The following is a 12762-nucleotide window of genomic DNA, read 5'->3' on the forward strand; positions in this document are numbered from 1 at the left end:
CGACCATTGGGCTGATCGTAATTTTCGGGCACGATCAGAACGCCGCAGGTTACTGTCTCTCCTTCCGTTTCAGCGGGCAGAACCGCTGGGCAGGGAACTGTTTTGGTGCGGTAAGGCGTGACTCTGGGTCGAGTCTGGGCGATCGCAGGTTCGGGTTTTATCGCTGTCTGGATTAATTCAGCAAAGGCGACGGACGAGAAGGCTCCGGTCAAAATTAGCAGCGCTTTGAAGGGGGACATTATTTTATACTTCGACGATTTTTAACAATAATAATCAATTGGCGATTTGATTGAGGCTATTTTAAAAACATTTATTTCATGAAGATGAATCACTGTTTAGATTTAGGAAATTGCAACTTTGGGTAACAAAAAACTTAAACCCCTTGTTTGTTTGAATGGAGAAGTGTTTTAGCATCTCGTAAGCGCAATAGTTCATTTCGCCAAGATAAGACGACTGGATCGGTTTCCACAACCTGACCTTTTTGCTTAACTCGCCATTTGCGAATGGCTAGTTCATTTTGTGCCTGGACAATTGCTGCTCTTGTGCGTCGATTTGTGTCTTGATTTATGTTTTGAATGCGGCGAGTTCTGAAAATGCGATCACTCTTTACTGCCTCATATTCTTCTTTTGTAATCACAGGTTCTACCTCCGAAGCCAATTCTTCGCAAATCACTTGCCGCTCCCATATGCCACTTTGCCAAAGCATGACAACGGCTACCAACACAAACGGGAGAAACATAATCGGTTTTACCAAGCCGTGATGGATAAAGGCTTGCAGAGGCGGTGTATCTCCTAACTTCAACTCGGCCAAGTGCGCGTCTGTATCCTTTGCAGTCGCAAAGCCAAGGAGGAATATCAACAACCCCAAGCCATTGTTATACAAGTGACCCGAAAAGCCCATCAGCCAACCAATTATAGGCGCCGTGTATCGCAGCCAAACGCGCATCGTTTGCCGCGCTAGCCCCAGTCCCAATCCAAACATCCCAGTGAAAAGCGGATGGCCAATAAATCCAAGTGGGGCATAGCGTGCGATTAATTGATCGCCCCACGGAGCGATCCCATTATCGACATAGCCAGCCAAGACGTATATGGCTGCCTCAATAAAGTTGAACCCGATGCCAACTAAGGCGCCGTAGATAAATCCATCCCGCACGTTGTCAAACTCTGATGAAAGCAACCAAAACAGCAGCAGCACACCGATACCTTTTGTGGTTTCTTCTACAATGGGACCAGCCAAGGGTGCGCCGATAATCATTACTGCATTGGAACCAAAAAACTGTTGAATATCAGGGTGCAGCGTGAGAAACTGTTTAACATACCCAAGAATTAGGGCGTTAATGGGTTGGGCTATTCCTGTAGCAATCAATGCTCCCCAAAGAAAGGTTAGTACATAAAGCCAAGTACACTCTCGTTCGCGACGATCAAGAAACCGCAGGATTGCGATCGGAATTATAGATAGTAAACCCGACCAGAACAGTGCCAGAAAAAAGACGCGCAACTGATCGAGCGAGCGCGAAGTCAGCAAATTTTTTACGAGAATACTTGTGGTGATGACTACCATCACCACAAGTATAATCACAGCGAATTTCGCAACTTTCGGACGACTCAGCGGTGAACCATACAGTACTCTAAATTGTGCATTTAATGACATAGGTACATTATGATTGATGATTATGGAGTGTTACATGGATTTAACGCTTTTCATCGACTTGCACCCGAACCTTATCGCGCGGACAGCGCCAATTTACAGAACCACCCCCAACAAACCTACAGCCTTGGGCTTGCATTGCACCCCATGAGACATTATCAGGCTTGTAGAATCGCCAACGACCTTGATCATCAGGCCCCGACTCAGCTCTCAGTTCACGTGTAGAGCCTCCGTAGTTATAATTAGGAACATTAGAATTATTTACTTGTACCCGAATCTTCTGGTTACGACAACGCCAAGAAGCATCACCAGCGTGAACATTGGTGCAACCTTGGGCTTGCATTGCGTCTTCCGAAACATCATTTGGTTTGTAAAATCGCCAACGACCTTGATCATCAGGCCCCGACTCGGCTCTCAGTTCACGTGTAGAGCCTCCGTAGTTATAATTATTAGGACTATTGGGACGATTAGAATTATTCACTTGTACCCGAATCTTCTGGTTACGACAGCGCCAAGAAGCATCACCAGCGTGAACATTGGTACAACCTTGGGCTTGCATTGCGTCATCTGAAACATTACTAGGCTGGTAGAATCGCCAACGACCTTTATCATCAGGTCCCGACTCAGCTCTCAGTTCAATCGTATCGCCTCTTTGTGCAATTACCAAAGGAGGAGTAGTGAGTTTAACTTTTTGCGCTAATACTGAAGAATCTTCTGCCTTAATGGAAACTGTACTCAAGAAAATACCGCAAACGGCAAAAGTCATAAATCGAGACAATCGACTTATTTTGATTAAATCCAACATAAGCTCCTCTACTTATTTTAATTATTACACAGATGCACATAAGAGAAAGACTAGTAGATATGGCGCCCTTTGAGTTTATATAATATAGACCAAAGAATGTCATCAGAACCAGTTCTGCTAAGGTTGACATTTGGAAGCTAAAGCTGCTTTCGCTATCCAAACTTTATTGCCATCGTTATCAGTTGCTTCTACATATTCAAAGTTACTACCAGGAATACTGGTTGTACGGGAACAGTTAACTTTGAGCTTCTGCCCTTGTTTCACAGGAAGTTGAATACTTCGATTGTTTTGAAAAAACGTCCAAGTCCCGTAAGTTACTGTATCATTCCGAATCGAAGAGCTTTGTTTTTGCCCAGCTGTTTGAGCAGAAGAACTTATTACATTTTCCGTTATCGGTTGTTCCCCATCAGTACCAATGATAAATTTTCTGGAATCAATGATGTAGTTACGCTGACCATCAGTTCCAGAATACTTATTGCCTTCACGGGTTACTCCTACTCTGGTATAGCCCGAACCATCGTAATAAGTGATAACCATTTGAAAATTTGCTTCACCAGGACAAATTGTTACTAAGTGCTTCGGGGTTTTAAACTTGGCTTCTGGTGTTTGTTCTCCACAAACACTCGCTGCTTTTGTTTCTGGTGCGATTAATACGCCTGCAATTAATATAGATATAGATAGTACAGGTAAAAATATGCTTGCTCTCATGATCACCCTTAAGCTAGAACTAATCAAACTTACTACTAGTACTGAATCTCTCATGTTTTACTATTCTCCTCAAGTACAGATAAATCAGTTAAGCACTTTCTAGTCTGACTGAATACAAATACTCCTAACAATTTTGTTAATACTTTTGTTCTAAATAGCGCCAAATCCTTAGTTATTCTGATATTGCGGAAATTTATGCTGATAGTTACATTGACAAAACGCCTTTATTAGTGGTCAAGTTTTAAGAGTTTTTTAATATTCCATTTAATTTTTCTTCAAAAAATAATAAAAATAATATTTATATCAATTAAGGTAAGATATAATATTTAATATAAATTAGAAAATAATAATAATTTATTTAGACATGGTACAATATAATAGAGTGCAAAAAAGAAAACGGGGAGTAGTCTTAACTGTTGCTGGGTTGAGTAAATTTCAGTCCGCGATTTTAGAAAAAGAGAGAAGAGAAAGAGGAGGGAAACGTTTTACACAAGCAGAACTTAGTGAGCGCATTGGAGTTTCTACACCAACTATAAGTCGTTTATGGTCTTTGAATTGCAGCGTAGACCCACGTACTTTACGCATATGCTTTAGTGCTTTTGATTTGCGGTTGGATAGGGGAGATTACAAGCTTTTTGATGACGATGATGTTAATGATATAAATTACTCGGAAGAAGAAGTAATCGATGGAGATTTCTCCGAAAATGAATGTAATGCAGATTTATTTCCAGTTCAAGTAGAATCTCAACTCGTTTCTACAGTTGTTGGTAGAGATAAAATTTCTAATGGGATTGCATTGAGAAAAGAAGCTGATAAAGTACCTGTAACCATGCAAGAAGTCGTTGAATTATCACTTCATCATCACTATCAATGCCAACATGATAACTATTGTAAATACCCTTGTGGTCCTTTATCTTTAGATTCTCAATTATATATTCCTCGCCCTCCATTGGAAGAACTAGCATATAAAGAAATAGTGCAACCAGGATGTGTGATTCGGATTCAAGGTTGTCGAGAGATGGGTAAAACTTCTTTGATGTTGAGGGTTTTAGCTTATGCCAAAATGTTAGATTATGAAACTGTAAAACTTGATATTAATCAAGTTGATACAAAACTTCTTCAAAAGCCTGAATTGTTTATGCAATGGTTCATTGCCAGCATTTATTACAAACTAGGATTAGAATATGACTCAGAAAAATACTGGAATGGAGAAATTGGCAATAAACTGAGTTGCACTATTTACATAAAAGAGTGTTTAATTGCACATTTAGAAAAACCTTTATTATTGGTATTGGATAATGTTGACTATTTTTTTGAATCTCCTGATTTAGCCAAGGAATTTTTACCTCTGTTACGTTCATGGCAAGAAGAAGCGCAACAAGATCAAATATGGCAGAAACTCCGAATGTTGATTGTTTATTCAACTGAGGTTTATATTCCTCTTGATATTAATCAATCCCCTTTTAATATTGGATTACCATTAAAATTATCGAGATTTAATAGTGAGCAAGTAATTGAATTAGCAAAACGTTATGGTATTGATTGGAGCGAAAATAATCAAGTACAGCAACTAATGGAATTGGTAGGAGGACACCCAGCACTAGTTAATTTGGCTCTTTATCATATTTGTTGCAAAGAATTAACATTAGAGGAGATTTGTAAAACAGCAATTACACCCATAAGCATTTACCGCCAACATTTGCAAAGCTTATTGAGTAGATTAAAACAAAATTCACTCTTATTAGATATCACAAGAATTTTAGTAAAAGATGATAGTATTCATCTAGACCTATTTACTGCCTACAAATTAGAAAGTATGGGGTTAATTCGATTACAGCAACAAGAATGGCAGATGAGTTGTCAATTATATCAAGACTTCTTTGGGAAGTATCTTCAGGAAATGTAGTTATGTTACTAGCACTAAAGGCAAAGGTGTTGCATCAGGAAAGATTAGTAGAGATAGATGGCGCCCTTTGGGTCTATATAAATAGAACGTGTTGTACCATAGGTCGCTGGCTTGGCTGTGATGGTGACAATTAGTTCATTGTTTACAACCTTGATTCGAGTGCGTAAATTCGTATCTTCGACATCCGTATATACCGTCAGATCTACTGGTGGTGGTAGATAGCTGGTATGGAGTGTACCAAAGGTAATAGACTTCTGAGGCAGTAAGTTATGTTCGCGTGATGTTGGTTGTGCTAGCACAGCCACGATGCTAACATTAGATTGATTCACAACACGAATTTGGATGGGTTTGTTAGGATTGATGTTAGCAATTGAACCCCGTCTATCGTTTTGTTGTTGTGGTGCTTGCTGAATTGGCTCACTTTGTTGAGCAGTAGTAAAGTCAGATTGGGCTGTTACACCCATTGCTACTAATCCCGCTAAAACTACAATTCTCAATTTCATTAATAATTTTCTCCTAAGCAAGTTTTTTGGAATGGATCAATTATTGATAACAGATGTTTTATGATCTCTGCTAATCCAAATTACTAATAACAATAAATCTCCCATATTTCACTATTTATATCAAGTAAATAATAAATCAGTTAAGCGCTCTCTAACTTAGTAACGCTTTTATAGTACTTAAAGACTAATAAGTACAAAACCGTTGACTATCCTGACATCAAAAAAATTATGCTGGTAGTTAGATTGACAAAATGCCTTTATTAGTTGCCAATATTTAGATTGCAAAACTCTATCTTGACAGTGCTAATAGTTTTGAGGTAACTTCTTAACTATCATGGGAAATTGGTTTCGATACAAGGTAGGTGGATGCCTTCAGGCGGATGCACCCAATTATGTAGTGAGACAAGCCGACCGACAGCTTTACAACGCACTTCGGGTAGGAGAGTTTTGCTATGTGTTTAATGCGCGACAGATGGGTAAATCATCGTTGCTGGTGCGAGTGAAGCGACAACTTCAACAGGATGGGGCACAGTGCGCGTATTTGGATATGACTCGATTGGGTAGCGATGACATCACGCGCGAGCAATGGTATCGCGGCATTATAATCAGCCTGTACCAGAGTTTTCAGCTACCCGGTGTCTTGAGTTATCGAGACTGGTTTGCCACCCATGCAGACATATCGTTGATTCAGTGCTTGACGGTGTTTGTAGAAGAAGTTTTATTTGTGCAATTTTCTCTTACACCAATATACATTTTTATTGACGAAATTGATAGTTTATTAAGTCTAAAATTTTCCACTGACGATTTTTTCGCGTGGATTCGGGCTTGTTATAACCAACGTGCGTATGATATTCGTTATCAAAACCTGAATATTGCCCTATTTGGTGCGACAACGCCCTCCGATTTAATTGCTAATAAACAACGTACACCCTTCAATATTGGTCATGCAATCCAGTTAAATGGGTTTACTATTGCAGAAGCGGCGCCCCTGGCAGGAGGACTCAAAGCTGTGGTAGAAAACCCCGTTGCTACGCTTCAGGCGATCTTGCATTGGACAGGAGGACAACCCTTTCTCACCCAAAAAATCTGTCAGCTTGTGATTGGTGTGGTTGAGCAAGCTGATACATCATTGCTCCAGATTTCCCCCAACTGTGAAACTTTATGGATAGACGAGTTGGTGAGAGCTTATGTGTTGGATAACTGGGAAATTCACGATGAACCAGTACATTTGCGTACTATTCGCGATCGTTTGTTCTGGAATGAAAACCGCACTGGACGATTGCTAGGAATTTATCAGCAACTTCTACGGGGAGAATTGGTAGCCTTGGACGACAGTCGAGAGCAAATTGAATTATTGCTGTCAGGATTAGTGGTACGGCAAAGCAATCATTTGGCAATTAAAAATCTAATTTATCAACATGTTTTTAACCTGGCATGGGTAAACCAACAATTAAACCGTTTGCGTCCCTATGCAGCTGCGATTGATGATTGGGTTGCTTCCCAACGTAGAGATGCATCTAAATTATTGTGGGGACAATCTTTGCTCTTGGCACAACAGTGGGCGGAGAACAAAAGCCTTAGCGATCTAGATTACCAGTTTCTTGCTGCCAGTCAGGATGCAGAACGGCAGGTGATCCAGCAGCAACTTCAAGCACAGCAGGAAAGCGAACGATTCTTTCGGCAGCTGGCAGAAGCAATGCCCCAGATTATGTGGATTGTCGAGCCAGATGGTAAGCTGTCTTATACTAACCAGCAACTCAATACCTTTTTGGGGCGAACGCTGTCTGAGGTAGCGGACTGGAAACGGCTGGATTTAATTCATCCTGATGATCGCTCTAGTAGCCTCGCTGCCTGGACACATTCCCTTAAAACAGGGGAATCCTACGAAGTGCAGCTGAGAATACAAGATGGTTCGGGAAACTATCGCTGGTTTCTCAATCGCGCGATTCCGATCCGGGATGTTAACAATCAGGTGATCAAATGGTTTGGCACCAGTACTGATCTGGATAACCTCAAACGCTCAGAAGAAGTTCGGCGCCTGCAAGAAGTAGAGAAGCGGCTTCGACAAGAACAGCGCGCGAGTCGCTTGCAAAAATGGCTGCTGGGAAGCATTAGTCTTGCGTTTGTCATCGCCAGTTTATTAGGACTTTATGCCTTTAGTCAACACCAGGAAGCCACTTTACGAGAAATCGAGGCAATCGCCAACGTCTCCGAAGCTCAGTTTGCCTCCGGGAATCGTTTAGATGCTTTGGTCAGTTCCGTTAAAGCTCACGCCAAGTTGAGCAAATTGCCAAATGTACCCGTTAAATTAGCTACTAACATCGATCTCGATTTACGCCGCGCGACCTTTCAGGTAGTTGAGCGCAATCGGCTAAATGGGAACCAGGGTAAAGTGCGAGCTATTGCTATCAGTGCCGATGGGCGCCAAATTGCTGCCGCTCACCAACTGGGTACAATTACCTTGTGGGGAGATGGTGTCTTGTTAAAAGTACTCAATGGTCACAAGGGAGAAGTTTTTGATGTGACCTTTTCCTCCAAAGGGGATAAGCTGATTTCGTCTGGGCAGGATGGCATGGTGCGTGTATGGAAGCGAGATGGTACACCAATAAAGACACTTAAGGGACATCAAGATTCGGTACGATCAGTGGACATAAGCGCTAACGGACAATGGATTGCCTCAGCTAGTAACGACGGCACAGTCAAACTTTGGAGCATCAATGGCGCCTTGATTCACACTCTAAAGGGGCATAGTAATGCAGTTGGGAAGGTAGCGTTTAGCCTCGATAATCAACTCCTAGCCTCCGCTAGTGACGACAATACTCTCATCCTCTGGGATTTAAAGGGTAGGAAAATTCGACAACTAAATAATCCGATTGTATCCAAAAGAGGGAAAAACCGTCTGGTCAGCGTAGCTTTTAGTCCCGACGGTCAGACCATAGCAGCAGGCGACTGGATTGGTAATATTTTATGGTGGACGAAGGATGGCACCCTATTGGAAACAGCCAAACAGCATGATAGCAGTGTGGTGACATTGGCCTTTAGCCCCGATGGCAAGACGCTGGCTTCAGGCAGTTGGGATAATACGATTAAGCTCTGGAACAGTAATGCTACCCTTAATAAAACCTTGTATGGACATATCAACGGTACGTGGAAAGTCGCTTTTAGTGCCGATGGTCGCCGTTTGGTTTCCGGTGGCGAAGATTCCTTGGTGCGGTTGTGGCAATTTCAACCCGATTTTTTAAAAATATTGCGGGGTCATAGTACCTCTGTCTGGCATACATCGATAAGCCCTGATGGACAAACAATTGTTTCATCTAGTACTGATGGAACTATTAAACTTTGGAATCGAGCTGGAAAACTACTCAATACGTTAAGTCCATCACCCGGACAGGTTTGGTCAGTTGATATAAGCCCAGATGGCAAAGAGATTGCAGCAGCTAGCGATGATGGTTCGTTAACCTTATGGACGATTAAAGGCAAACGCTTACAAACGATCTTGGCACATAACGTAACAGTGCGCGATGTGGTGTTTAGTCGGGATGGAGCAGAAATAGCTACCATTAGTTGGGACGGTACAGCGAAGCTCTGGCGCCGGGATGGCACTTTGCTCCAAACCCTGAGTGAGTCGCTACCCAAAAAGCGCGACCGACTTAATGCCGGAGCATTTAGCCCTGATAACCAATGGTTAGCCATTGGGGGTCGAGATACCTTCGTTCGGCTCTGGCGCCGGGACGCGACCGGAAAGTATCCGTCTCAACCACAGCTCGTTATAAAAAGTCATAATGAAACCATTTGGGATGTCGCTTTTAGCCCTGATGGACAGATTGTTGCCACAGCCAGCGAGGATAAAACAATCAAGCTGTGGTCATTAAACGGCAAATTAATTCGTACTATTCCCGCCCACACCGACCGGGTAAATGCAATCACATTTATCCCGCCTCATTCTGGACTCCCCAACAGCTGGGGTACCGTCCTAGCTTCTGCGGGTTGGGATAATACTGTAAAACTTTGGTCATTAGATGGCACCCTGCGGACAACCTTAGAAGGGCATGAAGAGCGGGCACTCGATGTAGCATTTTATCCCGCTAAGGGCACCCAGAAACCACTATTGGCATCTGCTGGTCTTGATGATGTCGTGATTCTCTGGCAGGTAGATAAAGTGTTAGATACTAACCAGGTAATGCACTCTGCTTGTATCTGGGTACGCGATTATCTGCAAACGCATCCAGAGCAGAGCGCGCGTGCTTTATGTGATGGATTCTATCCGTAGCTACTAAATGTTCTACTGTCGTTTATTAGATATTGCATCAAGCATAATTATTTAGTACCTACTGGTCGGGGTAAATATAGGGACGCTACCACCAAGTGCAAACTAGACGGTTTAGTTTATGTGTCGGTGTGACGATAATATTGCCAAAACAGGAACCATAATATTGCCACGAAAAGGACTCTTAGACCTATTCAAAGGTTGATAACGCCATCTTTAAAATTTGGCGCCTGGAATGATAATATTGCCGAAACCCAAAAATGACACCATAAGCCTTCCAAAATGGTTAAGTTAAGTAAACAGTCTGAAATGTTTATATCACAATGGATAGCATTAATACAGTTTAAAATTTATAGATTAAATTGAACACAAAATTCTAAAAAAATAACGTAATTACGTGCTGAAAAAATGGAAGTATAACTTTGCCAAAGTGAATTGGAAGCTATTGTCTGCCAAAACGGCAATATTATGGTTCCACTGACAATCTACACTAAACTGTTTAGTTTGCACTCCGTGACAGCTTCCCGATATTTACCCCATTTTCGGGAAAAATTTTGGTACTAGTGTTCGCCTTGAAAGGGCTGGCACTGACCACCTTACCCTTATTGATAAGAAAAATTATTGAGGATCATCCAAAATTGAACTATATGCTTGTGGCTCTTGAGTGCGGTGCTGCATATATTCTCGTCGAGCCTTTGCTATCTCCTGATAAACCTTTTTGCGAGCTAAATTGAGACCACCCAAAGGTGCGTGTTCAACTCGCGTATGCCAGGGTGTAAACGATAGTCCCTCATCCAACCGCTTTCGCTCTTCAAAGTCGAATTTTTGAGATGGAATTTTGATGGTAGCAAGCTTGATAAACGGTGAGTCATTCTCTTCCCACTCTTGCATTGGGTTTTCAATAGGAGTTTTTTCATCATTGACATAAAGTTGCACTAAGAAGTCAAAACTTGCATCTTTACCATCTTCTGTTAGGTGTTTGATAATTGCCTCACGCAAATAATTGTCAGCCGATAGTGTTTATAGTCAACGCTCATTCCTATTTAATGTGTCTAAACATAAAAATTTGGTTGTAATTGCCAGAGTTCGTAGTAATCGGATTTTCTACTCTACACCGCCAACACAGGAAGAGAAAAAACGAGGGTGTCCAAAAAAAGAGGCGTGAACGTTTTGACCTTGCTCTTGAAGAAACTTGGCGCCCACCGGACGAGACAACAATTTTCAAGAGTACTACCAAAAAAGGTCGTGAATTCACAGTAACTCTTAATGCTTGGCACCACATGTTAATGAGAGGGACTCAAGAAGAACAAATGTATAAATGCCATTTATCCTTCGGGTTCGCCACTTTGGCGGGACGGAAGCCGACACCGCCAAGTGGACTCACTTTAGTGAGGGTTAATGTTACTGATGATACTGATTGTAATGTTTGGAAACTGATGTGGTTGATAGTTTTGGGCGAGCAACGCGAACGTATTTCCCTTGCAGAAGTCTATTCTTGCTATCGACAGCGGTTTGATATCGAACATATGTTCAGATTTAAAAAGCAACGTTTACTGATGACTAGGAAATTGGAACGTCAAAAACTTGTGACTGTATAATTTAATTTTCGTTTGACTGTAATTCTTAATATTACATAATATTTTTAAAGCTACCAGTAGTGGTAAGTTATAGGTACTTCTATTGCAGAGGGATACGGAAGACGTAGCAAAAATGAATACATCCCTTTTCTCCATATTGCTTTAGGTTCACTGCGCGAGTTGGACACACAGCTTATTATTGCTCAAAGAGTGAAGCTTGTAGAAAGTAAACTGTTTGTTCCCATACTCAATGAAGTTGAAGAAATGCAGAAAATTATGGTCGCGAGTATTAATAAACTTAAAACATAAAACCTATAGTTTCTGCATCCTTCTGCCCTCTGCCATCTGCCCTCTGCCTTTTCTTCGTGCCATTCCCCTTAAAAAGGGGGGCTATCTTAGGCATTTACCACCCTTAAAAAGCAGGGCTGTTTCATTCTCTAGAGATAAAAGCTAGAACCATAATTTTTCCGTTTCCCAACTACTAAAATCTCGTTTGGTAACAGCGGATTTATAGGCACCTGGTATTATTCTTTTTAGAATGAAACGGCCCTGCCCTTAAAAAGGGGGTCGCCGCAGGCGGGGGGATCTTATCCGAACCGTATTGGATTGCCTACAAGTTAAACAGTAATTTTTGTACCATCAAACTTGGTAAACGTAAAGCCATCAAATTTTTCGTTGAACCCTAGCCTTTCGTCTCTGAGGATGCTAATCGCAACCTCTTCTCCTAAAGCCAAGGCAGCTGCACCATCAGAACGCCAATGGATACCGCCAAAGCTGCGACCAATGGCATAGTTAGTTGCTAGCTTGTTCAACTCTCCACCCACTGTGAGTGGCGGTCCGCTGTAGGGAATCACTTTTGTGGGGTCATTGGGATCAGGCACTACAGGATTGGGGATAACAAAGTTCTCGTCATAAAAAGCTTTCAACAGTGTGACTGAGACACCAGCAGTAGCAGCAGCACCGCCAGTGTAGGAGGAATGGGTTGGTGCCCCTTCTGGGTACGCCTGGGGCAATAGATATGTGCCAAAGGCGCTAAAAGTCTGAGCTAAAGCTGTGGAGTTTAAGGCTTCTGAATTGATCGGATAATTAGTTTTATTGACAAGGTTGTTGTGGACAAGTCCACCATATGCTTCCGGTCGTAGAATGCGATGTACATAATACTTCTGCCAGTAAGACGCTCTGATTGCCCGCGAGGGAGCTAACAGGAGTAAGGCTTGAAAATGCGCTGCTGCAAATGTAGCGGCAGAACCTTGTTGGGTCTTTGAGTTGATATAGGGATTGGTTGCAATACTGCTCGGTTAAGGGAAATAGAGGTAAAAAAGTACTAAACATAGTTCGCGTTTATAAA

8 protein-coding genes and 3 pseudogenes are annotated in these 12762 nt (G+C 41.9%); 4 read left to right on the forward strand and 7 right to left on the reverse strand.

Annotated features, from left to right (window positions below; translation table 11 throughout):
* From AC2JBO_RS36240 to AC2JBO_RS36255, 4 genes and pseudogenes are all read right to left on the reverse strand, one after another.
* A pseudogene (locus AC2JBO_RS36240) lies at positions 1-239 on the reverse strand (hypothetical protein); the annotation flags it as partial.
* A 134-nt stretch (positions 240-373) separates the two neighbouring features.
* Positions 374-1651 carry a PrsW family intramembrane metalloprotease gene (locus AC2JBO_RS36245; protein WP_496958480.1) on the reverse strand — a complete coding sequence of 426 codons (1278 nt, stop codon included), beginning with the start codon at positions 1649-1651 and terminating at the stop codon, positions 374-376.
* 40 nt (positions 1652-1691) lie between these two features.
* Complete coding sequence (locus AC2JBO_RS36250) at positions 1692-2453, reverse strand: hypothetical protein (protein WP_496958481.1); 762 nt, start codon at positions 2451-2453, stop codon at positions 1692-1694.
* Between the two features lie 117 nt (positions 2454-2570).
* Complete coding sequence (locus AC2JBO_RS36255; RefSeq protein WP_496958482.1) at positions 2571-3161, reverse strand: hypothetical protein; 591 nt, start codon at positions 3159-3161, stop codon at positions 2571-2573.
* Between the two features lie 382 nt (positions 3162-3543).
* Between AC2JBO_RS36255 and AC2JBO_RS36260 the strand changes: the two genes are divergently transcribed.
* Positions 3544-5067 carry an AAA-like domain-containing protein gene (locus AC2JBO_RS36260; protein ID WP_496958483.1) on the forward strand — a complete coding sequence of 508 codons (1524 nt, stop codon included), beginning with the start codon at positions 3544-3546 and terminating at the stop codon, positions 5065-5067.
* A 44-nt stretch (positions 5068-5111) separates the two neighbouring features.
* Here the strand turns inward: AC2JBO_RS36260 and AC2JBO_RS36265 are convergent, their stop codons facing one another.
* Entirely contained in the window at positions 5112-5570 is a 459-nt protein-coding gene (locus AC2JBO_RS36265; protein WP_496958484.1) for a hypothetical protein, read from the reverse strand.
* A gap of 334 nt (positions 5571-5904) precedes the next feature.
* On the opposite strand from AC2JBO_RS36265, the gene AC2JBO_RS36270 reads away from it, so the two are divergent.
* A complete protein-coding gene (locus AC2JBO_RS36270) occupies positions 5905-9840 on the forward strand; it encodes an AAA-like domain-containing protein (protein ID WP_496958485.1) in 3936 nt (1311 codons plus the stop codon).
* Positions 9841-10455: 615 nt separating this feature from the next.
* On the opposite strand, the gene AC2JBO_RS36275 is transcribed toward AC2JBO_RS36270, so the two are convergent.
* Positions 10456-10836, reverse strand: a complete 381-nt coding sequence (locus tag AC2JBO_RS36275; RefSeq protein ID WP_496958486.1) for a hypothetical protein — start codon at positions 10834-10836, stop codon at positions 10456-10458.
* A 77-nt stretch (positions 10837-10913) separates the two neighbouring features.
* On the opposite strand from AC2JBO_RS36275, the gene AC2JBO_RS36280 reads away from it, so the two are divergent.
* Both AC2JBO_RS36280 and AC2JBO_RS36285 read left to right on the forward strand, forming a co-directional pair.
* Complete coding sequence (locus tag AC2JBO_RS36280) at positions 10914-11435, forward strand: hypothetical protein (RefSeq protein ID WP_496958487.1); 522 nt, start codon at positions 10914-10916, stop codon at positions 11433-11435.
* Positions 11436-11504: 69 nt separating this feature from the next.
* A pseudogene (locus tag AC2JBO_RS36285) lies at positions 11505-11723 on the forward strand (four helix bundle protein); the annotation flags it as partial.
* A 308-nt stretch (positions 11724-12031) separates the two neighbouring features.
* Here AC2JBO_RS36285 and AC2JBO_RS36290 read toward each other — a convergent pair.
* A pseudogene (locus AC2JBO_RS36290) lies at positions 12032-12694 on the reverse strand (vanadium-dependent haloperoxidase); the annotation flags it as partial.
* Between the last annotated feature and the right edge of the window lie 68 nt (positions 12695-12762).

Source organism: Calothrix sp. CBUCES-K 9914, assembly GCF_059640475.1.

Bases quoted from the DNA above. Each gene is read 5' to 3' on its own strand.
- AC2JBO_RS36245 (WP_496958480.1), bottom strand. From the start codon at position 1,651: ATGTCATTAAATGCACAATTTAGAGTACTGTATGGTTCACCGCTGAGT.
- AC2JBO_RS36250 (WP_496958481.1), bottom strand. From the start codon at position 2,453: ATGTTGGATTTAATCAAAATAAGTCGATTGTCTCGATTTATGACTTTT.
- AC2JBO_RS36255 (WP_496958482.1), bottom strand. From the start codon at position 3,161: ATGAGAGCAAGCATATTTTTACCTGTACTATCTATATCTATATTAATT.
- AC2JBO_RS36265 (WP_496958484.1), bottom strand. From the start codon at position 5,570: ATGAAATTGAGAATTGTAGTTTTAGCGGGATTAGTAGCAATGGGTGTA.
- AC2JBO_RS36270 (WP_496958485.1), top strand. From the start codon at position 5,905: ATGGGAAATTGGTTTCGATACAAGGTAGGTGGATGCCTTCAGGCGGAT.